At 64.4% G+C, this 23893-nt stretch carries 14 protein-coding genes and 1 tRNA gene; 5 read left to right on the top strand and 10 right to left on the bottom strand.

Annotation, left to right across the window (positions count from 1 at the left end; translation table 11 throughout):
• Window positions 1–13 precede the first annotated feature (13 nt).
• The 6 genes from prsK to V7778_RS00615 all read right to left on the bottom strand — a co-directional run bounded on the left by prsK (window position 14) and on the right by V7778_RS00615 (window position 7691).
• The gene (gene prsK / locus V7778_RS00640) at window positions 14–2107 is read right to left on the bottom strand and encodes an XrtA/PEP-CTERM system histidine kinase PrsK (RefSeq protein ID WP_335551429.1); all 2094 of its coding nucleotides are present in this window, start codon (window positions 2105–2107) and stop codon (window positions 14–16) included.
• Window positions 2108–2164: 57 nt separating this feature from the next.
• Complete coding sequence (locus V7778_RS00635; protein ID WP_335551428.1) at window positions 2165–3568, bottom strand: TIGR03013 family XrtA/PEP-CTERM system glycosyltransferase; 1404 nt, start codon at window positions 3566–3568, stop codon at window positions 2165–2167.
• Window positions 3569–3619: 51 nt separating this feature from the next.
• Window positions 3620–4648 carry an SDR family oxidoreductase gene (locus tag V7778_RS00630; RefSeq protein WP_335551427.1) on the bottom strand — a complete coding sequence of 343 codons (1029 nt, stop codon included), beginning with the start codon at window positions 4646–4648 and terminating at the stop codon, window positions 3620–3622.
• A gap of 104 nt (window positions 4649–4752) precedes the next feature.
• Window positions 4753–6042: a nucleotide sugar dehydrogenase gene (locus V7778_RS00625; RefSeq protein ID WP_335551426.1), complete on the bottom strand. Its 1290-nt coding sequence runs from the start codon at window positions 6040–6042 to the stop codon at window positions 4753–4755.
• 412 nt (window positions 6043–6454) lie between these two features.
• Window positions 6455–7531: an acyltransferase family protein gene (locus V7778_RS00620; RefSeq protein WP_335551425.1), complete on the bottom strand. Its 1077-nt coding sequence runs from the start codon at window positions 7529–7531 to the stop codon at window positions 6455–6457.
• 84 nt (window positions 7532–7615) lie between these two features.
• Window positions 7616–7691 (bottom strand) — tRNA-Arg (locus V7778_RS00615).
• Window positions 7692–7997: 306 nt separating this feature from the next.
• Between V7778_RS00615 and V7778_RS00610 the strand changes: the two genes are divergently transcribed.
• From V7778_RS00610 to V7778_RS00595, 4 genes are all read left to right on the top strand, one after another.
• Window positions 7998–8909: a c-type cytochrome gene (locus V7778_RS00610; protein WP_335551424.1), complete on the top strand. Its 912-nt coding sequence runs from the start codon at window positions 7998–8000 to the stop codon at window positions 8907–8909.
• 260 nt (window positions 8910–9169) lie between these two features.
• Window positions 9170–11401, top strand: a complete 2232-nt coding sequence (locus tag V7778_RS00605; protein WP_335551423.1) for a hypothetical protein — start codon at window positions 9170–9172, stop codon at window positions 11399–11401.
• A 501-nt stretch (window positions 11402–11902) separates the two neighbouring features.
• Window positions 11903–14092, top strand: coding sequence for a hypothetical protein (locus V7778_RS00600; RefSeq protein WP_335551422.1), 2190 nt, complete (start codon window positions 11903–11905; stop codon window positions 14090–14092).
• A gap of 392 nt (window positions 14093–14484) precedes the next feature.
• A complete protein-coding gene (locus V7778_RS00595) occupies window positions 14485–15660 on the top strand; it encodes a hypothetical protein (RefSeq protein ID WP_335551421.1) in 1176 nt (391 codons plus the stop codon).
• A 76-nt stretch (window positions 15661–15736) separates the two neighbouring features.
• On the opposite strand, the gene V7778_RS00590 is transcribed toward V7778_RS00595, so the two are convergent.
• Window positions 15737–16720 (bottom strand): NAD-dependent epimerase/dehydratase family protein, encoded by a 984-nt coding sequence (locus V7778_RS00590; RefSeq protein WP_335551420.1) that lies wholly within the window; start codon window positions 16718–16720, stop codon window positions 15737–15739.
• A complete protein-coding gene (locus tag V7778_RS00585; protein WP_335551419.1) occupies window positions 16717–18084 on the bottom strand; it encodes a UDP-glucose dehydrogenase family protein in 1368 nt (455 codons plus the stop codon). The genes V7778_RS00590 and V7778_RS00585 overlap by 4 nt, the downstream gene beginning before the upstream one ends.
• Window positions 18085–18357: 273 nt before the next feature.
• Between V7778_RS00585 and V7778_RS00580 the strand changes: the two genes are divergently transcribed.
• On the top strand, window positions 18358–19563 hold the full coding sequence (locus V7778_RS00580; protein ID WP_335551418.1) for a glycosyltransferase family 4 protein: 1206 nt from the start codon (window positions 18358–18360) through the stop codon (window positions 19561–19563).
• A gap of 85 nt (window positions 19564–19648) precedes the next feature.
• Here the strand turns inward: V7778_RS00580 and V7778_RS00575 are convergent, their stop codons facing one another.
• Both V7778_RS00575 and V7778_RS00570 read right to left on the bottom strand, forming a co-directional pair.
• Window positions 19649–21706, bottom strand: a complete 2058-nt coding sequence (locus V7778_RS00575) for a M13 family metallopeptidase (protein WP_335551417.1) — start codon at window positions 21704–21706, stop codon at window positions 19649–19651.
• Window positions 21707–21784: 78 nt separating this feature from the next.
• On the bottom strand, window positions 21785–23854 hold the full coding sequence (locus tag V7778_RS00570; protein WP_335551416.1) for a M13 family metallopeptidase: 2070 nt from the start codon (window positions 23852–23854) through the stop codon (window positions 21785–21787).
• Window positions 23855–23893: the final 39 nt, after the last annotated feature.

The raw sequence follows: 23893 nt of genomic DNA, 5'->3' as shown, positions 1-23893 counted from the left end.
GCTTGTGCGTTGCCTATGCGGCCGAGCGTGCGGCCTGGGCCTGCTGCGCTTCCTGGCGGTACAGCGGCAGCAGCACGCGGAAAGTGGTGCCGTGGCCCGGCCTGCTGCTCACCTCCAGGCTGCCGCCCAGTTCATTGATGTATTCGCGGCTCTCGAACACGCCGATGCCCATGCCGGCCGACTTGGTCGAGTCGAAAGGCTTGAACAGGCGCTCGCGGATGAATTCCTCGCTCATGCCTTCGCCGGTGTCGACGATCTCGACCAGGCCGCCGTCCGCGGTCTCGGTCACGCGCACCGTCACGCTGCCGGTGCGCGGCGTGGCCTCGATCGCGTTCTGGACCAGGTGGCCGACCACGCGCTCCAGGCGCTCGCGCTCGGCCAGCACGCGCAGGCCCCTGGCCTCGATGCGCAGCTGCGGATGGGGCTCGAAGGCGCCCTTCAGCGCCACCGCCTGGCGCACCACCTCGTCGATCGCCAGCAGCACCGGCTTTTCCTGGTTGGTGGTGCGGCTCAGCTTTTGCAGCAGCAGCTTCATCTTCTGCACCGACAGGTCGATGGTCTCCAGCATGTCGGCCTGGAATTCGGGATTGTCCTTGTGGCGCGCGGCGTTGGCGTTCATCAGCGACAGCTGGGCCACCAGGTTCTTCAGGTCGTGCACCACGAAGGTCGACATGCGGTTGAATGATTCGAACTGGCGCGCCACCGTGAGGGCGTCCGCCGCTTCCTGCTGGGCCAGCTGGCTGGCGGCCTGGCTGCCGGCGATCTCGAGCAGGTCGATGATTTCCCAGTTCAGCTTGATCGGGCTGCGCGAGGTCTGCAGCAGCACGAAGCCGAACAGGCGCGCATGCAGGATCAGCGGCACCACCAGCCAGGCGCGCGGATAGGAGGCCACCCACTCCGGCAGCACCAGGGCATCGTACTTGTCGGGGGTATGGGCGAATTCCTGGACGTCGATCACCCACTGGCTCGATTCGAGGAACTGGCAAAAGGCCGAATCGGCGGGCTCGCTGCTGCTCGCCGCCGGCGCCTGCCAGTGCGCGGCCGGCTCGAAGCGGCCCGAGTCGCGGCGCAGCCACAGGACGCCGCCCGGGCTTTCCACCAGGGCCGCGACCGCCTCGATCGCGCGCTCGCCCAGGCCGGGGCCCGGCTCGGACAGGGTGCGCGTGAAGCGCAGCCACTCTTCGCGGTAGTCGTAGTTGTAGCTGTAGAAGTGCTTGCTGATGAAGACTTTCAGGCGCGCGCGGAAGGAACCCGAGAACAGCACGCCGGCCAGCACGATCAGGGCGCCGAACAGGAAGGCCACCTGCATCACCGCGCCCCAGCTGCCGCCGAAGAAGCGCAGGTAGTAGCCGGCCGAGCCCATCGCCAGCAGGTAGATGGCCGAACCGAACAGCGCGGCCGAGTGGAACATGGCGCGGCGCGATACCGCCAGCGGCGATTCCCACAGCTTGCTGCGGCCCAGGGCCACCGCCAGCAGCGGCACCGCGATCGCGTTGACGATCCCGCGCGCGGCCCAGATGTCGGGATCGATCTCGCGGAACAGCATCGCGTGGCTGTACAGGTAGAAGTCGTAGGCGAAGATGGCGCCGATGCCCAGGCAAGCGAACTTCACCGCCCAGCGCTCCTGCAGCGAGCGGCTGCGGTAGACCTGCTCGACCAGCAGCATGCCGCCGATCGCCAGGCCCACGCGCAGGGTCACCGGGGCCAGGCCCAGGCCGGTGTACGCCAGGTCCCACCAGCCCAGCAGGGCCAGCGCCAGCAGCACGCCGAAGCCGAGCGCCGCGGCGGCGGCGGGCGGGCGCAGGCGCAGCGGCAGGCGGCTGTGCTGGCTGGTCACGCGGCCGGCCAGCAGGCCCAGGAACAGCATCCAGGCGGCGTTGCGCAGCAGGCCCAGCATGTCGGACGCCACCGACCACAGCGCGCCGCCGTGGGCGGCCCAGGCCAGCAGCGCCATCCACACGCTGGTCAGCAGGCAGGCCGCGGCCAGGGCCGCGCCGTGCGGGCGCGTGCGCCATCCGGCCAGCATGGGCAGGCCGAGCACGAGGAAGCACACCGCCGCCAGGGCGTGGCTATAGACCGCGATGCTGGTCAGGGAAGTGGCGTCCATCTGGAAGCGTCGGCGCTCGGGAAGGTGGATCCGGCGGCTGGACGCCGCCGGACGGGATCAACGGCCGCTGCGGAACAGCACGACCTTGAGCGTATTGATCAGGATCAGGATGTCCAGGAACAGGCTGTTGTTCTTGACATAGTACAGGTCGTACTGGAGCTTTTGCAATGCATCCTCGGCCGAGGAGCCGTAGCCGTAGCGCACCTGGGCCCAGCCGGTGATGCCCGGCTTGACGCTGTGGCGCACGTTGTAGTACGGGACCACTTCGATCAGCTGCTCGACGAAATACGGACGCTCGGGACGCGGGCCGACGAAGGACATCTCGCCGGTGAACACGTTCAGGATCTGGGGCAGCTCGTCGATGCGGGTCTTGCGCATGAAGTTGCCGACGCGGGTGACGCGCGGGTCGTTCTGGGCGGCCCACTGCGGCTTGCCGTTCTTTTCGGCGTCGGCGCGCATCGAGCGGAACTTGTGCACGCGGAAGGTCTTGCCGTCCTTGCCGACCCGCTCCTGCGAGTAGAACACCGGGCCGCGGTCTTCCATCCACACGGCCAGGGCCGCGGCCAGCATCAGCGGGAAGGTCATCACCAGGATCAGGATGCTGCACACCAGGTCGAAGCTGCGCTTCATGAAGGTGCGCACGAAGCTCTGGTCGAAGCCGCCGCCGAACACCAGCCAGGAAGGCTGGAGCGAGTCGACGCGGATCTGGCAGGTCTCGCGCTCGAAGAACGTGGCGGCGTCGGTGACCTTGATGCCCTGCAGCTTGCAGTCGAGCAGCTCCTTGATCGGGAAGCCGCCGCGGCGGTTCTGCACCGAGACCACGATTTCCTCGACGTTGTGCTGGCGCGCCAGCTTGACCAGGGAGTCGCCGTCGCGCATCTTGAGCAGGCTGTTCGAAGGCACGCACAGTTCCTCGCTCGGGGCCGACAGGAAGCCGGCGATGTCGTACTTGTGGTAGCGCGACTTGCTGGTAGCCAGGTCGCTGCATTCCTTGGCCAGCGGGCCGCTGCCGAGGAACATGATGCGCGACTGCAGGAAGCGCGCTTCCGAGGTCTTGAAGAACACCATGCGCGCCAGGAAGATGCCGATGCCCGAGAGGGCGAACACCAGCACCATGGTGCCGCGGCCGAGATAGAGCTCGGGCGCCACGTAGAACACCAGGGCCAGGATCATGAAGCCCATCACGAAGGACGGCATCAGCTTCATGAAGAAGGGATGGCGCAGGCCTTCGTCGTAGTCGAGCTGGTACATGCCCATCGCGCTCATGCTGAAGATGATGGCGGCGGTGAAGGCGACCGCGGAAGTGAAGAAGTGGTCGAAATGGGCCGCCGCGACGGCGTCCCCGTACTCGAGCATGCGGACCGCGGCCCCGACGTAGGCGGCGCCCAGCACCACCAGGACCTCGACGAACAACAAGAGGAAAACGATCTTCGACACGTAGTGATTAGAGATCCTAAACACGGTAGCCTCCGAAATTGTTATTACTTTTCTGGATATGCATGGGTGTCCCGGTTACTGCGGCAGGTTGCGGACATACCAGTCCATGGCCTGCTTCAAGCCTTCGCCGATGCGGTGCGTGGGCTGGTAGCCCAGCAGGGTGGCGGCCTTCGAAATATCCGCCTGCGAGTGGCGCACGTCGCCTCGGCGGAACTCGCCGTACTGCGGCTGGTGCGCGGCCACGTGCGCGTAGCGGTCGGCCAGCAGCGCGCGCATCATCCCGTACAGCTCGTTCAGGCTGGTGCGTTCGCCGAGGGCCACGTTATATACCTGGTTGGCCGCGTCCTTGGCCGCCAGGGCGGACAGGATGTTGGCCTGGACCACGTTCTCGATGAAGCAGAAATCGCGGCTGGTCTCGCCGTCGCCGTTGATGTGCAGCGCCTGGTTGCGGATCAGGGCCGCCACCCACTGCGGAATCACGGCGGCGTAGGCGCCGTTCGGGTCCTGGCGCGGACCGAACACGTTGAAGTAGCGCAGGCCGACCGCCTCAGTGCCATAGGTGCGGCCAAACACGTCGGCGTACAGCTCGTTGACGTACTTGGTAACCGCATAGGGCGAGAGCGGATTGCCGATGCGCGCCTCGGTCTTCGGCAGGTCCGGGTGGTCGCCGTAGGTCGAGCTGGAAGCGGCGTACACGAAGCGCTTGACGCCGGCGTCGCGCGCCGCCACCAGCATGTTCAGGAAGCCGTCGATGTTGACCGCGTTGGTGGTCAAGGGATCGTTGATCGAGCGCGGCACCGAACCGAGCGCGGCCTGGTGCAGCACGTAATCCACGCCGGCGACGGCACGCGCGCAGGCGGCGCTGTCGCGGATGTCGCCTTCGATGAAGTCGAACCGTTCCCACTTGCCGGCGCCGACCGCTTCGCGCACCTGTTCCAGGTTGTGGCGGTGCCCGGTCGCGAAATTGTCGAGACCGGTGACACGCTGGTTCAGCTTGAGCAGGGCCTCGACCAGGTTCGAACCGATGAAGCCGGCCGCACCGGTGACTAACCAGTGGTGGCTGTGCTGGGCGAGGTGCTGCTGAACTTCCTGAAACTTATTCACGTTTTGGGACACTTTCTGATTGACGCCTGGATCACAGGCGGCAGGACCGGCATGGCGGCCGCCAGTGCGGCCCTGGGCCGCGCTGGCGACACGCCTTGCGCCAATTACATGCGCCAGACGCAGTAGCCGGCTTCGCGCAGCGCCTTCGGATCGAATTGCGCCTTGACGTCGATGAAGCAACCGCCTTCGTTCAGCTTGGACTGGAAGTCGGTCAGCGACAGGGCCAGGACTTCCTTGTGCGGCACCGCGACGATCACGGCGTCGGCCTGCGGCAGGCTGTCCCAGCTTTCCAGCTTGATGCCGTATTCGTGCTCGGACTCGGCGGCATCGGCCACCGGGTCGTAGACGTGCACATCCACGCCGTAGCTCTCCAGTTCGTGGACGATGTCGGCGACCTTCGAGTTGCGCAGGTCGGGGCAGTTTTCCTTGAAGGTCAGGCCGATCACGTTGACCTTCGAGCCCTTCACGTGGAAGCCCGAGGAAATCATCGACTTGACGGTCTTCTCGGCCACGAACTTGGCCATGCCGTCGTTGATGCGGCGCCCCGCCAGGATCACCTGCGGGTGGTAGCCGATCATCTCGGCCTTGTGGGTCAGGTAGTAGGGATCGACGCCGATGCAGTGGCCACCCACCAGACCCGGACGGAAGGGCAGGAAGTTCCACTTGGTGCCGGCGGCCTTCAGCACGTCCAGCGTGTCGATGCCGATCTTGTCGAAGATGATCGCCAGTTCGTTCATCAGGGCGATGTTCAGGTCGCGCTGGGTGTTCTCGATCACCTTGGCGGCTTCGGCCACCTTGATGCTGGAGGCGCGGTACACGCCGGCGGTCACCACCGATTCGTACAGCTTGGCGATGCGGTCGAGCGAATCCTCGTCGTCGCCCGAGACCACCTTCAGGATGGTGGTCAGGGTATGTTCCTTGTCGCCCGGATTGATACGCTCCGGCGAGAAGCCGACGTGGAAGTCCTGCTTCCACTTCAGGCCCGATTCCTTCTCCAGGATCGGGATGCAGACCTCTTCGGTCGCGCCCGGGTAGACGGTCGATTCGTAGACCACGGTGGCGCCGCGCTTCATGTGCTTGCCGACCGACTTGCTGGCGCCGATCAGGGGCGTGAAGTCGGGGTTGTGGGCGATGTCGACCGGGGTCGGAACCGCGACGACGATGTAGTCGGCCTGGGCCAGCACGCTGGCATCGGTGCTCAGTTCCAGGTGGCGCGAGGCCTGCAGCTGCTCGACGGAGACCTCGCCGGCCGGGTCGATGAATTTCTTGTAGCTCTCGATCTTGGCGGTCGAGAGGTCGAAGCCGATGGTTCGTCCTTTTTTGCCGAACTCTACTGCCAGCGGCAAACCGACATACCCCAGTCCTACTACCGCGACGACTTCATCTGCTTTCATTATCGGGTTCCGTTCAAGAATTGAATTTTGCTATTATGCTAACTTTACTATAGCACGGATGGTCTATCGAGCTCAACCAAAGGCATCCATTTGTAGAAAAGTAACAACAATACACAAAATTTGTTACCAAAATTTTACGTATTTCATTGGCTCAGAAACAATGTTTCATGAGCTCATGGTGACTGTGGAGCAAACCGTGCCATGCGGCCTGAGGACGCGCAGCGGCAGCATCCGTGCCCCTTTGCGGCGATAAGCTGCTCATCAGTAATTGTCATGTCATATTAGCATTTTCTAAAAATCAAGTTCATCTCGGAACTCAATCGTGCTGGCCCTCCACGCCCATAACTGATGTAGTTTGAATAACAGTCGGATAAGGAGACTTGGGCTTGAACGCCCTGGCAGGCGAGGCGCCCTAGGCGCGCCCCGCCCGTTGACGGAACAGGGCGTTGGACAGCATGTCCGCGGCGCGCCCGACCAGTACCGACGCAAGCATGATCAGGCTCAGCGACAGCAGGAAGTTCAATCCCCAGTTGGTGGTGGGACGCATGAACAGGTAGGTGTGGATCAGGAAGATCTCGAGCAGGTATTTTTCCAGCCCCGCGATCTTGCGCGTGAGCGGCCAGTCCGGCACGCGGCCGACCACCAGCCACAGCGCCAGCGACAGGCTGGTGGCGGTGATCAGGGCGATGTTCCACTCCTTGATCCCCTGCTGGTTCAGCAGGACCATGGCGCCACTGAAGGCGGCCGCCGCCAGCATGGCCAGCCAGGCCGGCAGGCGCACGCCCTGGGCGCCGAACACCACACCCGCGATGAAGGCATAGGCGGTCGGCCACAGCATGTGGCCGACGTGGACCGTGTGCTGCAAATAGGCGGCCAGCACGAAGCCGATCGCCAGCATGCCCACCGCCAGCGCCTTACGGGCAGCCATCCGCGCCAGGTAAGGATAGGCAATATAGAACAGCAGGAGCAGCGTGAAGAACCACAGCCCGGCGCCCAGCCCGCTGTGATTACGGATCCCAAACCAGTTAAGCACGCCGGACATGCCGGCGGCATGCACCAGGCTGTGCCAGTGCAGCACGGTCTTGCCCTTGAAGGCGACGATCGCGGCGATCACGGCCAGGATCACCCAGTAGCGAACCGCCAGGCGTTCGAGTTTCTTGCGCCAGAACTTGGCGCGGTTCACCTGCTCGCCGTACAGCAGGCGGGTGAAATAGCCGGACGAAAAGGCGAACAGGAACAGGCCGAAGGTCACGGGAACCCAGACCGACAGGCCGAAGTCGCGCACCCCGAAATGACCCAGGACCACGGTAAAGATCGCCACGACCTTGGCGAAGGAAAAGTTCAGGCTGACGCGCGCGCCGATCGGCCCCGCGGGCTTGGCGGACTCGGCGGAAGCGGGCGTGGAAGCGCTGGAGGGAAAACTGGTGGGACGTGCATGGCCCATGATGACGTAAGGCGCCGAGCGCCCGCTGGGTTGGGGTGCCGTCACGCTAACATACGAGTGTCAGAAAAACAATTATTTACTAGCACCGATGACGATTCGTGGCGCCGATGAAACTGGACGGGGAATGCATGGCGCGGCTGGCGGGGATCGAACCCACGACCCTTGGCTTCGGAGGCCAATACTCTATCCACTGAGCTACAGCCGCATTGGGAAAACTGCGAGTGCGAAGGATACAGTCTTTCGCCGCGCGCGTCCATGAGTACTGTCGCGCTACGACTTGATTTTTAATTACAGCGAGCAAGCTTTGAGACTATAATCGGCCGTTTGGCATTGTTTGCAATAAAGCACGTAGTGAAGCCCGGAATGCAAGCCTCCAGGCAAGTCCTGAGGCAGGCCGCCAGGCCGGCAAGGAAGCGCGCTCGAAAGCAGGCATTGGAAGTGAAGCGGCAAGCGCCGGAAACGCGGCAGGCGCCGGAGATTGGCAGGTTTTTTTAATAGCATTAAGGAAATCATGAGCGACGCACACAACGAACACCAATCGATGATCCGGACGCCGAAGCAACTTATCGTCGCCGTCACGGCATTTTTCCTCGTCATCGTTATCGGCATCATCCTGCTGGTCATCTTCGCCACCAACGACCGCCTGGTCGGCGCCGGCACCGACAGCCAGAGCGCCGAAGCGGTCGCCGCCCGGGTGCGTCCGGTGGCGGAAGAAGGCTATACCCTGGTCGACGCCAATGCGCCGAAGGTGCTGCAAGCCGGCGCCGCCGTCTACGCCGCGGTGTGCGCGGCCTGCCATGACAGCGGCGCCGCAGGCGCGCCCAAGACCGGCGACACCGGCGCCTGGGGCGCCCGTCTTGCCCAGGGCTACGACACCCTGCTCAAGCATGCGATCGAAGGCATCCGTGCCATGCCCGCCAAGGGCGGCAACCCCGACCTCGACAACGTGGAAGTGGCGCGCGCCGTGGTTTTCATGACGAACAAGAGCGGCGCCAGCTTTAAGGAGCCGGCCGTGCCCGCACCTGCATCTGCGCCCACCCCTGCCGCCGAAGCCGCCGCGGTCCCTGCCGCCGCCAACGCTGCCACCGCTGCCCCGATCGCCACCGCACCGGCAGCTGCGGCGCCTGCCGCCGCGCCTGCGCCGGCGGCGGCCGCCCCGGCAGTCGCCAGCGCCGACACCGGCAAGAACACCTACAATGCCGCTTGCGTCGCCTGCCATGGCACCGGCATCGCCGGTGCGCCGAAGCTCGGCGACAAGGCTGCCTGGGCCGCGCGCATCAAGCAGGGCGACGCCGTGCTGTACGAGCATGCGATCAAGGGCTTCCAGGGCAAGGCCGGCATGATGCCGCCGAAAGGCGGATCGACCGCTCCGGACGCGGACGTCAAGGCCGCCGTCGACTACATGGTTGCCGCAGTCAAATAATTTAACAATCTCCGAAAAAGGCCCGCCACACCCCGGCGGGTCTTTTTTCTTGCATCTAGTCAATCTTCAAGACAAAACTGGCAAGCAAACGATTTACCTGCAAACAATATTCGTTAAAACTCGCGTAATGTTGTGTTGCATTTGGGCGAAATATTGAACACAAATGTGAATTCCGCTGGGAATCTGTTTTGCTTTGCCGTAACCTTCAGGTTCTTGAGTGACGGAAAGTAAGTCGTCACAGCAACTACTGGAAGGTTGAAATGAAATCCCGACTGAATACCCTGGCAGCACGTACTCTCACCACCACTCTCTGCGGCGCTGTCCTCGTGGCATGCGGAGGCGGCGACGCGACCGCCGGTACCACCTCGGGCCGCTCGGCGACCACCTCCCCGACCGCGCCGACGACTACCACCCCGACCCCGGTTCCGACTGCGCCGACCACCACCGCGCCGACCGCCCCCACGACGACTGCGCCGACCACCGCTGGCGCGATCACGAATGTGCGCCTGGAAAACACCAGCGCCACCGTTGCACAGAACAATGTCCCGGTCACCTTCGGCCAAGTCTTCGCCGTCGGTCACCTGGCCAAGGGCACGGGCCTGGTTGGCCGTCTCGACGATGGCAGCAGCCTGCCGCTGCAGGTCAACGTGAAAGCCACTCACCCGGACGGTTCGGTGCGCCACGCCGTGATCTCGGCCGTGCTGCCGACCCTGGGCGCCGGCCAGACCCGCACCATGGACCTGGTGCGCAGCGGCACCGCCGCTGCGGCCACCACCCCGTCGGCAAGCTCGATGCTGTCGAACGGCGTCACCGCCTCCGTCAGCGCCACCATCGGCGGCGTGCGCTATACCGCCTCGGCCGACGAACTGATCAAGGCCGGCAAGGCCACCACCTGGCTGGCTGGCCCGACCACCAGCGAATGGCTGGTCACCGCCCCGCTGAAAACCAGCAGCGGCGTGGCCCACCCGCACCTGAGCGCGCGCTTCGCCGTGCGCTGGTACGAAGCGGCCAAGAAGGCCCGTGTCGACGTGACCCTGGAAAACAGCTGGGCGTACGAAGCCAATCCGAAGAACTTCACCTATGACGCCCAGGTCATGGTGAGCGGCAAGGCCGTGTTCACCAAGCCGGCCCTGACCCACCTGCACCATGCCCGCTGGCGCCAGACCTTCTGGTCGACCGGCGCCGCGCCGACCCTGAACGTCAAGCAGAACGTCGCCTACCTGGTCGGTTCGCGCGCCCTGCCGAACTTCGACACCTCGCTGAAAGTTCCTGAAACCGCCATCGTGGCCCAGGAAAAGCGCTGGCTCGCATCGAACCGTGCACCGATGGGCCTTGGCATGGCGATCGCTTACATGCCGACCACCGGCGGCCGCGGCGATATCGGCCTGCTGCCGAACTGGGGCGCGATGTACCTGCTGAGCATGGACCGCCGCATGCGTGAAGCCACGCTGGGCACCGCCGACCTGGCGGGCAGCTGGTCGACCCACTACCGCGACAAGAACACCGGCCAGCCGATCAGCCTGATCGACTATCCGTACATGACCATCATGGCCCGTCCGACCGACACCAAGAACCCGGCGACCGGCAAGTACGAAGCCTTCCCGCTCTGCGACAAGACGACCGTGTGCAAGACCCCGTACACCCACGACGTGTCGCACCAGCCGGCTTTCGCCTACCTGCCTTACCTGGTGACTGGCGACCATTACTACCTGGAAGAGCTGCAGTTCTGGAGCATGTACAACGTGTTCCAGTCGCATCCGAGCTACCGCCAGAACATCAAGGGCCTGGTCCAGCCGGAACAGGTGCGTGGCCAGGCATGGTCGCTGCGTACCCTGGCGGAAGCGGCTTACATCACGCCGGACAACGATCGCCTGAAGTCGCACTTCAACCGTATCCTGGACAGCAACCTGGACTGGTACAACGCGACCTACAGCAACAACGCCTCGGCCAACAAGCTGGGCGCGATCGTCAACGGTTACGCGATCACCTATTACAGCAAGACTTCGCTGGCTCCGTGGATGGACGACTTCTTCACCTCGGCCATCGGTCACACCGCTGAACTCGGCTATACCAAGGCAGTCCCGCTGCTGAAGTGGAAAGTGGGCTTCCCGGTCCAGCGCCTGACCGGCGCCGGCGCCTGCTACATCCGCGCCGCGATGTACACCATGGTGGTGCGCGATAGCGCAACCTCGCCGGTCTACGGCACCATCGGCCAGGCCTTCGCCAAGAGCGATACCAAGGACTTCAACGCGGACTTCCTGAAGCTGCAATGCGGCAGCACCGCGATGGGCACCGTGCTGGGCCTGAAGGCCGGCGAAATGACGGGCTACTCGTCGAACCCGACCGGATATCCGTCGAACATGCAGCCGGCCGTGGCTTACGCCCAGGACGCCGGCGGCACCGCGGGCGCGGCAGCATGGACCAAGTTCATGTCGCGTACCGTCAAGCCGGACTACGCGAAAGAGCCGCAGTTCGCCATCATCCCGCGCTAATCCGCAAGTGATTGCACCAAAGCCGCCCTCCGGGCGGCTTTTTTTTTGCGCTGCCGCTGCTGCCGTGGGAACCGGCATGCCTGGTCACGCCCCCTTCCGCATGCAGCAAGGATCGAAGAGTGCGCGCCATGGCCTGCCTGCTGCAGGTTTCCGAGCGACCACGCGCCGGCGTCCAGCTGCCGCGGACGAGCAAGTCGCAGCCTAGCCGGGCATGCAGCGCGCATGCCCAGGGCAGGGGAATAGTTGAACTGTATCAACAAACTGGCCGCTCGATGGTGCCGTTTGGGTCCTACCCCTAATAAATATTCAAGAGAAAAATGTCAAGCAAACGATTTACATGCAAATAATATTCGTTAAAAGCAGGATAATGTTGTGTTGTATTTGGGCGAAAGTTTGCAGACAAATGTGAATTCCAGTGGGAATCTCTTTTGCTTTGGCGTAACCTTCAGATTCTTTCGTGACGGAAAATAATTCGTCATGGCAACTTCTGGAAGGTTCGAAATGAAATCCCGACTGAATACTCTGGCAGCACGCACTCTCTCCACCACCCTGTGCGGCGCCGTCCTCGTTGCCTTTGGAGGCAGCAACGCTACCGCTGGTAGCATCTATTCGGGCCGCTCGGTGACCACCACCCCGACCGCGCCGACCACCAGCACCGCCACCACGACCCCGGCGCCTACCGCCGCCGCGATCACCAACGTGCGCCTGGAAAACACCAGCGCCACCGTTGCACAGAACAATGTCCCGGTCACCTTCGGCCAAGTCTTCGCCGTCGGTCACCTGGCCAAGGGCACGGCCCTGGCCGGCCGTCTCGACGATGGCAGCGCACTGCCCCTGCAGGTCGACGTGAAAGCCACCCACCCGGACGGTTCGGTGCGCCACGCCGTGATCTCGGCCGTGCTGCCGACCCTGGGCGCCGGCCAGACCCGCACCATGGAACTGGTGCCCAACGGTACCGCCGCTGCCGCGACCACCCCGTCGGCAAGCTCGATGCTGTCGAACGGCGTCACCGCCTCCGTCAGCGCCACCATCGGCGGCGTGCGCTATACCGCCTCGGCCGACGAACTGATCAAGGCCGGCAAGGCCACCACCTGGCTGGCTGGCCCGACCACCAGCGAATGGCTGGTCACCGCCCCGCTGAAAACCAGCAGCGGCGTGGCCCACCCGCACCTGAGCGCGCGCTTCGCCGTGCGCTGGTACGAAGCGGCCAAGAAGGCCCGTGTCGACGTGACCCTGGAAAACAGCTGGGCGTACGAAGCCAATCCGCAGAACTTCACCTATGACGCCGAAGTCATGGTGAGCGGCAAGGCCGTGTTCACCAAGCCGGCCCTGACCCACCTGCACCATGCCCGCTGGCGCCAGACCTTCTGGTCGACCGGCGCCGCGCCGACCCTGAACGTCAAGCAGAACATCGCCTACCTGGTCGGTTCGCGCGCCCTGCCGAACTTCGACACCTCGCTGAAAGTTCCTGAAACCGCCATCGTGGCCCAGGAAAAGCGCTGGCTCGCATCGAACCGTGCACCGATGGGCCTTGGCATGGCGATCGCTTACATGCCGACCACCGGCGGCCGCGGCGATATCGGCCTGCTGCCGAACTGGGGCGCGATGTACCTGCTGAGCATGGACCGCCGCATGCGTGAAGCCACGCTGGGCACCGCCGACCTGGCGGGCAGCTGGTCGACCCACTACCGCGACAAGAACACCGGCCAGCCGATCAGCCTGATCGACTATCCGTACATGACCATCATGGCCCGTCCGACCGACACCAAGAACCCGGCGACCGGCAAGTACGAAGCCTTCCCGCTCTGCGACAAGACGACCGTGTGCAAGACCCCGTACACCCACGACGTGTCGCACCAGCCGGCTTTCGCCTACCTGCCTTACCTGGTGACTGGCGACCATTACTACCTGGAAGAGCTGCAGTTCTGGAGCATGTACAACGTGTTCCAGTCGCATCCGAGCTACCGCCAGAACATCAAGGGCCTGGTCCAGCCGGAACAGGTGCGTGGCCAGGCATGGTCGCTGCGTACCCTGGCGGAAGCGGCTTACATCACGCCGGACAACGATCGCCTGAAGTCGCACTTCAACCGTATCCTGGACAGCAACCTGGACTGGTACAACGCGACCTACAGCAACAACGCCTCGGCCAACAAGCTGGGCGCGATCGTCAACGGTTACGCGATCACCTATTACAGCAAGACTTCGCTGGCTCCGTGGATGGACGACTTCTTCACCTCGGCCATCGGTCACACCGCTGAACTCGGCTATACCAAGGCAGTCCCGCTGCTGAAGTGGAAAGTGGGCTTCCCGGTCCAGCGCCTGACCGGCGCCGGCGCCTGCTACATCCGCGCCGCGATGTACACGATGGTGCTGCGCGATAGCGCAACCTCGCCGGTGTACAGCACCATCGGTGAAGCCTTCGCCAAGAGCGACACCAAGGACTTCAACGCGGACTTCCTGAAGCTGCAATGCGGTAGCGCCGCGATGGCAACCGTGCTGAAGTTGAAGACCGGCGAAATGACGGGCTACTCGTCGATCCCGACCGGATATCCGTCGAACATGCAGCCGGCCGTAGCTTACGCCCAGGACGCCGGCGGCACCGCGGGCGCGGCAGCATGGACCAAGTTCATGTCGCGTACCGTCAAGCCGGACTACGCGAAAGAGCCGCAGTTCGCCATCATCCCGCGCTAATCCGCGAATGATTGCCCCAAAGCCGCCCCTCCGGGCGGCTTTTTTTATGGACGAGTCCGGGCTGTCGAACCATTGTCCGAACCAGCGCTTGGGATGCCTCCAGCTGATTGCACGAGCAAGATCGAACTTGCAATTAGAAACTTTTGGTTATAGGCAAGGCAATGTTGAGCAGCGATGTTGCATGCAAAATGACGCGAATTAGCGACACGATGCGCACTATTTGAAAAATTTTTCCTATCGCCACTTCCCTATGGAAACGACCGAATTTACGTAGACCAAGCATTTTCCTGTTACAACTCGTTACGTATTTTCCGCCGAGCAGGAGTTATGCTGGTCAAATGTTTCGCAGGAAATTTCCTCAAGACACATTCATTCAGCTCAAAGGAAACCCCATGCACGTCGCTCTCCGCTCCACCCTCGTCCTCCTGTCCGCCGCCGCCGTCCTGCCCGCCCACGCCGCCACCCGTGAAGTCGGCCCCGGCAAGACCTACGCGACCCCGTGCCGCGCCTTCGCGGCAGCGGCAGCAGGCGACCTGATCCAGATTACCGGCAACACCACCTACAGCGGCGACGTCTGCGCCATCACCAAGACCCTGACCATCCGTGGTGTGAACGGCCGTCCGAAGATCGACGCCGCCGGCAAGAACGCTCTCGGCAAGGGCACCTGGGTCGTCCAGGCGAACAATGTCGTGGTTGAAAACGTCGAGATGCTGGGCGCGAAAGTGCCGGACGCCAACGGTGCGGCCCTGCGCCTGGAGGGCACCAACTTCACCCTGCGCTCAAGCTTCATCCACGACAACCAGAACGGCATCCTGAGCGGGGCCAACACCAGCAGCAAGATCTTGATCGAGAAGAGCGAGTTCGGCCACAACGGCGGCGGCACCGGCCAGACCCACAATGTCTACATCGGCAAGGTCGCCAGCCTGACCTTCCGCTACAACTACTCGCATGACGCCAACGTCGGCCACAACCTGAAGTCGCGCGCCCTGGTCAATACCATCGTCTACAACCGCTTCTCGAGCACCGCGGCGGGCCAGACCGGCACCACCGCCAGCGGCAAGCCGAGCTACGAGATCGACCTGCCGAACGCCGGCACGTCCTACATCATCGGCAACGTGATCCACCAGCCGGCTGCGCACAGCAACCCGAACATGGTGGCCTACGGCGAGGAAGGCGCGAGCAACCCTGGCCACGACCTGTACGTGATCAACAATACCTTCCTGAACGACGACAGCGTACGCGGCAACTTCGTGATGGTCGGTTCGGGCGTGACCAAGAAGGTCCTGCTGCAGAACAACATCCTGGGCGGCACCGGCACCATCACCAACCAGGTCGGCGCCGTGCAGAAGACCAACTACCGTTCGCTCGCTCCGGGTTTCGTCAACCGCGCCGCCTGGGACCTGCGTCCGACCGCCAATGCAATGGTGGTGAATGCGGCCTCCACCCCGGGCACCTCGCCGAGCGGCGTCTCGCTCAAGCCTGTCGCCCAGTACCTGCACAGCGCCAACGGCAACACCCGTCCGCTGGTGAAGGTCCTCGACGTCGGCGCCTACGAGTCCGCGCTCTAATAGAAGAAGCACGCCGACATGAAAAAAGCGTTGCCGCAACTGCGGCAACGCTTTTTTTTGCCCGGCTGCCGCTAACTCAGCCGCGCCAGCCGCGGTACCAGTCGCGGTAGCGCGTCAAGCCCGTCTCCAGCGGCGTGGCCGGCTTGTAGCCCACCCATTCCTGCAGGCGGCTGGTGTCGGCGTGGGTGGCCGGCACGTCGCCGGCCTGCATCGGCTGGAAGTCGAGCACGGCCTGGGTCTCCAGCACGCGCTCGAGGGTACGCACGAAGTCCAGCACCATCACCGGCTGGTTGTTGCCAATGTTGAACACCGCATGGCGCACCTTGCCCGCCGCTTCCGGTTGCGGCTTGAACAGCAGCCGCACCACACCTTCCACGATGTCGTCGATGTAGGTGAAGTCGCGCGTGAGCTTGCCTTCCGCGAATACCGGGATTTTCTCGCCGCGCAGGATCTTCTCGGTGAAACTGAAATACGCCATGTCCGGCCGGCCCCAGGGGCCGTACACCGTGAAGAAGCGCAGGCCGGTGGCCGGGAAGCCGTACAAATGGCTGTACGAGTGGGCCATCAGCTCATTGGCCTTCTTGGTGGCGGCATACAGCGAGACCGGCTCGTCGACCCGGTCGTCCTCGCTGAACGGCACCTTGGCGTTGCTGCCGTAGACGCTGCTGCTGCTCGCGTACAGCAGGTGCTCCACCTTGTGATGGCGGCAGGCTTCGAGGATGTTGCCGAAGCCGACCAGGTTCGACTGGATATAGGCCTCCGGGTTCTGCAGCGAATAGCGCACGCCGGCCTGGGCCGCCAGATGCACCACCAGCTGCGGGCGCACGCGCTCGAACAGCGCGCGCAGCTGTGCGCCGTCGGCAATGTCGATGCGCTCGCATTCGACCCCGGCCGGCGCCAGCAGCGCCGCCACGCGGTCGGTCTTGAGCTGCGGATCGTAGTAATCGTTGAAATTGTCGCAACCGACCACCCGGTGTCCCATCGCGGCCAGGCGCGCGGCGACATGGCTGCCGACGAAGCCGGCGGCGCCGGTCACCAGGATCGTCTGCGGAGCGCTCACGCCGCCTCCGCCTTGACGGCGCGGCCGATGCCTTCGTAGGCCAGGCCGGCGCCCGCCACGGTGAGCGGATCGTAGATGTTGCGGCCGTCAAACACGGCGCGCGCGGACAGGTTCTCGGCCAGGAAGCGCCAGTCCGGCGAACGGAATTCCTTCCATTCGGTGACCAGGACCAGGGCGTCGGCGCCGCGCACCGCATCCTCGGCCGAGTTCACCAGGCTCAGGAGTTCGCCGCAGGCGCGCTCGCCATGCTCGGCCAGCAGGACCCGCTGGGCTTCCTTGCTCGCCACCGGATCGTAGGCGGCGACCTTGCAGCCGGCTTCGAACAAGGCGCGGATCAGCACCAGGCTCGGCGCTTCGCGCATGTCGTCGGTGTTCGGCTTGAACGACAGGCCCCACAGGGCGATGGTCTTGCCGCGCAGGTTTTCCGCGCCGCCGAAGAAACGGCAGACCTTGCGGTACAGGACGTTCTTCTGCAGGTCATTGACGCGCTCGGTCGCTTCCAGGATGTGCAGGCGCTGGTCGTGGTCGCCCGCGGTCTTGATCAAAGCCTTGACGTCCTTGGGGAAGCAGGAGCCGCCGTAGCCCATGCCGGCGTACAGGAACTGGGAACCGATGCGCGGGTCCATGCCGATGCCCTGGCGCACGGCTTCGATGTCGGCGCCCAGCAGCTCGGCCAGGTTGGCCAGCTCGTTCATGAAACTGATGCGGGTGGCCAGCATGGCGTTGGCCGCGTACTTGGTCAGCTCGGCGCTGCGCACGTCCATCACCACCAGCTTCTCGTGGTTGCGGCTGAACGGGCCGTACAGCTGGCGCATCAGGGCGGTGGCGTCCTGGTCGTCGCTGCCGACCACGATGCGGTCCGGGCGCATGAAGTCGCCGATGGCGGCGCCCTCTTTCAGGAATTCCGGGTTGCTGACCACGTTGAAGGCGACCTGCACGCCGCGCTTGTCCACTTCGCCGGCGATCGCCTGGCGCACCAGTTCGGCGGTACCGACCGGCACGGTCGACTTGTCGACGATCACCACCGGCTTGACGATGCGCTGGCCGATGTTGCGCGCCGCTTCCAGGATGTGGGTCAGGTCGGCGCTGCCGTCCTCGTCCGGTGGGGTGCCCACCGCCAGGAAGATCACCTCGGCATGGGTGACGGCGTCGTCGTAGCTGGTCGAGAAGCGCAGGCGGCCGGCCGCGGCGTTGCTGGTCACCATGCTGTCCAGGCCCGGCTCATGGATCGGGATGATGCCGTCGTTGAGCATCGCGATCTTCGATGCGTTGATATCGACGCACAGGACATGGTTGCCGACGTCGGCGAAGCATGCCCCGGAAACCAAGCCGACGTAACCGGTACCGATGACTGAAATTTTCATGAGAGTGTTCTGAGTGTTGGCGCCCGGGGGCGGGAGACGAAAGTAAGCGGACCGATGCTCATGCTTTTAAGAAACACAACGATTCCGTCGGGTTCCAGGATCATCGTGATGATGTCCGTTAGCAAGTGTTGTAACGAATAGAAATTATTATATTGCAAATTTCCTACGATTCGGTTGAGTATTGCGGAGAAATGAAATATCGTGCAACACCTATCTTTTGTTTGACTACAAGCAGTTGCGCTCGTACTACACCCCGCCTTTGACGATTTCCCCATGAAACTTCTGACCTTCAGCACGCTTTTCCCGAACACCGTCCGGCCCAACCACGGGATTTTCGTCGAGACGCGGCTCAGGTACTTGCTGGCCAGCGGCAAGGTGGAGTCGCGGGTGGTGGCCCCGGTGCCCTGGTTCCCCTCGGCCAATCCGCGCTTCGGCGACTACGCGGCCTTCGCCCAGGTGCCGGCCGAGGAAGAACGCTACGGCATCCATGTGCAGCACCCGCGCTACCTCCTGATCCCGAAGGTCGGCATGAGCCTGGCGCCGTCGATGATGGCGGCCGCCGTCAAGCCGGTGATCGGGCGCATCATCGACGAGGGCTACGATTTCGACCTCATCGACGCCCACTACTTCTATCCGGACGGCGTGGCGGCGGTCAAGCTGGGCAAGTATTTCAACAAGCCGGTGGTGATCACCGCGCGCGGCACCGACATCAACCTGATCCCGCAGTTCAAGCGTCCGCGCGACCAGATCCTGTGGGCCGCAGCCAACGCGGACGGCATGATCACCGTCTGCAATGCGCTGAAGGACGAAATGGTCGGCCTGGGCGTGGCCCCGGAGCTGATCACCCCGCTGCGCAACGGGGTCGACCTGCAGCGCTTCGCGCCCCTCGACCGCGCCCAGGCGCGCGCGGAGCTGGGCATCGAGGGCTTCACCCTGATCTCGGTCGGCGCGCTGGACCCGCGCAAGGCGCACGACCTGACCATCCGCGCTCTCACCATGCTGCCCGGCGTGAAGCTCCTGATCGCCGGCCGCGGCCCGGAACTCAAGTACTTGCAGGGCGTGGCCCAGGAAGCCGGCGTGCAGGACCGCGTGACCTTCCTCGGCCCGGTGGCCCAGCCCGAGCTGAAGCGCTACTACAACGCCTGCGACGCCATGGTGCTGGCCTCGAGCCGCGAAGGCTGGGCCAACGTGCTGCTCGAGTCGATGGCCTGCGGCACCCCGGTAGTCGCCAGCAACGTCTGGGGCACGCCGGAAGTGGTGGCCGCCCCCGAGGCGGGCGTGCTGATGGAAGACCGCACCCCCGAGAAGCTGGCCAAGGCCGTGATGGCGCTGCGCGCCAGCTACCCGGACCACGCGGCGACCCGCCGCTACGCCGAGCGCTTCAGCTGGGACGACACCACCAACGGCCAGCTCGAGCTGTTCTCGCGCCTGCTCGCGCGCAAGCGCGGCACGGCGGTGGGCGCGCGCCAGGCGGCGTGACGCGCCAGGGTTGGCGGCTTCGCCGCCGGCGCGGGAACAAAAAAGGGCCGCTTGCGCGGCCCTTTTCACGTCCGGAGATTCCGGATTACCAGATGATCACGCGGTCCTTCGGCGCCAGGTACATCTTGTCGCCTTCCTTCACGCCGAAGGCTTCGTAGAAGCCCGGCTGGTTCTTCAAGGTGCCGTTGGCGCGGTACTGGCCCGGCGAGTGCGGGTCGGTCTTGATCTGGGCGATCTGCGCCGGCTCGCGCATCTTGGTGCGCCATACCTGGCCCCAGCCCATGTAGAAGCGCTGGTCGCCGCTCAAGCCGTTGATCACCGGGGCCTTCTTGCCCTTCAGCGACAGCTTGTAGGCCTTATAGGCGATCGCCAGGCCCGAGTTGTCGCCGATGTTCTCGCCCAGGGTCAGTTCGCCGTTGACGTTATAGCCAGGCAGCGGGCTGTAGCCAGCGTACTGGCTGATCAGGACCTTGGTCTTCTCGGCGAACTTCTTGCCGTCTTCCTCGGTCCACCAGTTGCGCATGTTGCCGTCGCCGTCGTACTGCGAACCCTGGTCGTCGAAGCCGTGGCTGATCTCGTGGCCGATCACGGCGCCGATGCCGCCATAGTTGACCGCGTCGTCGGCCTTGGCGTCGAAGAACGGCGGCTGCAGGATCGCGGCCGGGAACACGATCTCGTTCAGTTCCGGGTTGTAGTAGGCGTTGATGGTCTGCGGCGTCATGCCCCATTCGTCGCGGTCGATGGGCTTGCCCAGCTTGTTCAGCTCGCGGTTGTATTCCACTTCGCGCGAACGCATCACGTTGCCGACCAGGTCCTCGCGCTTGACGCTGAGGGCCGAGTAGTCCTTCCACTTGTTCGGGTAGCCGATCTTCGGGGTGAACTTGGCCAGCTTGGCCTGGGCTTCCTTCTTGGTCGCCGGGCTCATCCAGTCGAGGGTGTCGATCGAGGACTTGTAGGCGGCCAGCAGGTTCTTGACCAGGACTTCCATGCGCGCCTTGCGCTCGGCCGGGAAGTGCTCCTTCACGTACAGCTTGCCGACCGCTTCGCCCAGGCTGCCTTCCAGGGTCGAGACGCCGCGCTTCCAGCGCGCTTCCAGCTGCGGGGTGCCCGACAGGGTGGTGCCGTTGAAGGCGAAGCGCTCGTCGACGAAGGCCTTCGACAGGTAGTTGGCATAGCTTTCCACCAGGTGCAGCTGGAGGTAGGTCTTCCAGGTCTCGAGCGGCATGCGGTTCAGGACCTCGGCGAAGCCCTTCACATAGCTCGGCTGGCTGACGATCAGGTAGTCGGCCTTGCCCTTCAGGCCGGAGGCGGCCAGCCAGGACTGCCAGTCGTAGCCCGGCGCCAGCTCGGCCAGCTTGGCCAGTTCGACCTTGTTATAGGTCTTGACCGGGTCGCGGTTCTCGACCTTGGTCCACTGGACCTTGGCCAGTTCGGTTTCCAGCTCGACGATGGCTTTGGCGTTGGCGGCGGCGTTCTTGTCGCCGGCCAGGGCCAGCATCTTCTCGGCGTGCTGCTGGTACTTGGCGCGGATGTCGGCCAGCTTGGCGTCGTCCTGCTTCAGGTAGTAGTCGCGGTCCGGCATGCCGAGGCCGGCCTGGTACAGGTCGGCCACGTACTTGGTCGAATCCTTGGCGTCCTGGTGGATGTAGAAGACGAAGGGGGTATTCACGCCCAGGCGGCCCAGGCGGGCGAACAGGGCCGGCAGCTCGGCCTTGTCCTTGACGGCGGCGATCTTCGCCAGCTCGCCGTTCAACGGGGTGATGCCCAGCTGCTCGAGGCGCGCCTCGTCCATGTAGCTGGCGTAGAAGTCGCCGATCTTCTGCACTTCGGAGCCGTTCGCGCCCTTGGTGGCGGCGGCTTTCTCGATGATGGCGCGCAGCTGCGGCAGGGTGTCCTCGCGCAGCTGGTGGAAGGCGCCCCAGCTCGACTTGTCGGCCGGGATCTCGACGGTCTTGAGCCACTTGCCGTTCAGGTGTTCGAAGAAATCGTCCTGCGGGCGCACCGAAGGCTCGACGTATTGCAGGGCGATGCCCGATGCCAGGGTACTGGCCTTGGCGCCGCTCTTGGCCGCGCCGCCCGATTCGGCCTGGGCCAGCGAGGCTACCAGAACCAGCGCCGCGGCGCTCAGGATGTGTCGTTTCATGCGTCTCTCCGTGTTGAGGTTGTTGTTATATGCAAAAGGCCGGAACTTGTGGTCCCGGCCCTGTCCTGCTGCGCTAGCTTACCAGATCGTCACGCGATCCTTCGGCGCCAGGTACATCTTGTCGCCTTCCTTCACGCCGAAGGCTTCGTAGAAGCCCGGCATGTTCATCACCGTGCCGTTGGCGCGGAACTGGCCCGGCGAGTGCGGGTCGGTCTTGACCTGGTTGATCTGCTGGGCTTCGCGCATCTTCGAGCGCCACACCTGGCCGAAGCCCATGAAGAAGCGCTGGTCGCCGGTGAGGCCGTCGATGACCGGCGCAGGCTGGCCCTTGAGCGAGATCTTGTAAGCCTTGTGCGCGATCGACAGGCCGGCGTTGTCGCCGATGTTTTCGCCCAGGGTCAGTTCGCCGTTGACGTGATAGCCCGGCAGCGGCGAGAAGCCGTTGTACTGGCTCACCAGCTTGTCGGTGCGCGCCTTGAAGGCGGCGCGGTCCTGCTCGGTCCACCAGTTGCGCAGGTTGCCGTCGCCGTCCGACTGGCTGCCCTTGTCGTCGAAGCCGTGGCCGATCTCGTGGCCGATCACGGCCCCGATCGCGCCGTAGTTGACGGCGTCGTCGGCGCGCATGTCGAAGAACGGCGGCTGCAGGATCGCGGCCGGGAACACGATCTCGTTGGTCGTGCTGCGGTAGTAGGCGTTCACGGTCTGCGGCGTCATGCCCCATTCGGTGCGGTCGATCGGCTTGCCCAGCTTGTTGATGTTGCGGTTGTACGAATAGGTCGAGGCGCGCATCACGTTGCCGACCAGGTCGTCGCCGCGCACCGACAGCGCCGAGTAGTCGCGCCACTTGTCCGGATAGCCGATCTTCGGGGTGAACTTGGCCAGCTTGGCCTGGGCTTCCTTCTTGGTCTCGGGGCTCATCCACTCGAGAGTGTCGATCGATTCCTTGTAGGCCAGCAGCAGGTTCTTCACCAGCTCTTCCATGCGCGCCTTGCGCTCGGCCGGGAAGTGCTCCTTGACGTACAGCTTGCCGAGCGCCTCGCCCAGCGCGCCCTCGACGGTCGAGACGCCGATCTTCCAGGTCGGGCGCTGCTCGGTCACGCCGGTCAGGGCGGTGCCGTAGAAGGCGAAGTTCTCGTCCACGAAGGCCTTCGACAGGTAGGGCGCGTACTCGCGCAGCAGCTGCCATTCGAAGTAGGACTTGACGGTGGCCAGCTCGGTCTTGGCCAGCACGGCGTCGAAGCCGGCCAGGTAGCTCGGCTGGGACACGATCACGTAGTCGGCCTTGCCGGCCACGCCGGCGGCCGCCAGCGCCGCCTTCCAGTCGTAGCCGGGCGCCAGCTTGGCCAGCTCGGCGACCGTCATCTTGTTGTAGCGCTTGACCGGGTCGCGGTTCTCGACCTTGGTCCACTGCACCTTGGCCAGCTCGGTCTCGAAGTCGACGATGGCCTTGGCCTGGGCTGCGGCGTTCTTCTCGCCGGCCAGCGCCAGGATCTTGCCGACGTGCTCCTCGTAGGCGGCGCGGGTGGCGGCCATGCGCTTGTCGTCCAGCTTCAGGTAGTAGTCGCGGTCCGGCATGCCCAGGCCGCTCTGGCCGATATAGGTGGCGTACTTGGTGGACGCGCGCGCATCCTGGCTGACGAACACGCCGTAGGGCGAAGCCACGCCGATCTTCGCCAGGTGGGCGACCAGGCCCGGCAGGGCCTTCTTGTCCTTCAGCGCGCGGATGCGGGCCAGCTCGCCGGTGAGCGGCTTGTAGCCCAGGGTCTCGCGCCTGGCTTCATCCATGAAGCTCGCGTACAGGTCGGCGATCTTCTGGGTCTCGCTGCCTTGCTTCTTCGCCTGCGGGTCCTTCTGCGCGGCCTCGATGATGGCGCGCAGCTGCGGCGTGGTGTCGTCGCGCAGCTTCATGAAGGTGCCCCAGCTCGCCTTGTCGCCCGGGATCTCGGTGCTCTTCAGCCACTTGCCGTTCAGGTAAGTGAAGAAGTCGTCCTGCGGACGCACGCTGGCGTCGATGAACTGGGTGTCGATGCCGGAGATCGCTGCTGCCGCCGCCGGTTTTGCCGGCGCGTTGTCCGCCGCGACCGCCGCCGTGGTGGCGAAGGCGGTCAGGATGGACAGGGTCAGGGTGCTCAGAAGGTGTCGCTTCACGGGGTGGTCCTCACTTGCTGGGGGTAGTCGGCTGGTGCA

Origin of the sequence: Massilia sp. DD77 (assembly GCF_036961685.1) — a bacterium.
Classification (GTDB): domain Bacteria; phylum Pseudomonadota; class Gammaproteobacteria; order Burkholderiales; family Burkholderiaceae_D; genus Telluria.
This window is presented reverse-complemented; position numbering and strand designations above follow the sequence as displayed.

Bases quoted from the DNA above. Each gene is read 5' to 3' on its own strand.
- prsK (WP_335551429.1), bottom strand. From the start codon at position 2,107: ATGGACGCCACTTCCCTGACCAGCATCGCGGTCTATAGCCACGCCCTG.
- V7778_RS00625 (WP_335551426.1), bottom strand. From the start codon at position 6,042: ATGAAAGCAGATGAAGTCGTCGCGGTAGTAGGACTGGGGTATGTCGGT.
- V7778_RS00610 (WP_335551424.1), top strand. From the start codon at position 7,998: ATGAGCGACGCACACAACGAACACCAATCGATGATCCGGACGCCGAAG.
- V7778_RS00605 (WP_335551423.1), top strand. From the start codon at position 9,170: ATGAAATCCCGACTGAATACCCTGGCAGCACGTACTCTCACCACCACT.
- V7778_RS00600 (WP_335551422.1), top strand. From the start codon at position 11,903: ATGAAATCCCGACTGAATACTCTGGCAGCACGCACTCTCTCCACCACC.
- V7778_RS00595 (WP_335551421.1), top strand. From the start codon at position 14,485: ATGCACGTCGCTCTCCGCTCCACCCTCGTCCTCCTGTCCGCCGCCGCC.
- V7778_RS00585 (WP_335551419.1), bottom strand. From the start codon at position 18,084: ATGAAAATTTCAGTCATCGGTACCGGTTACGTCGGCTTGGTTTCCGGG.
- V7778_RS00580 (WP_335551418.1), top strand. From the start codon at position 18,358: ATGAAACTTCTGACCTTCAGCACGCTTTTCCCGAACACCGTCCGGCCC.
- V7778_RS00575 (WP_335551417.1), bottom strand. From the start codon at position 21,706: ATGAAACGACACATCCTGAGCGCCGCGGCGCTGGTTCTGGTAGCCTCG.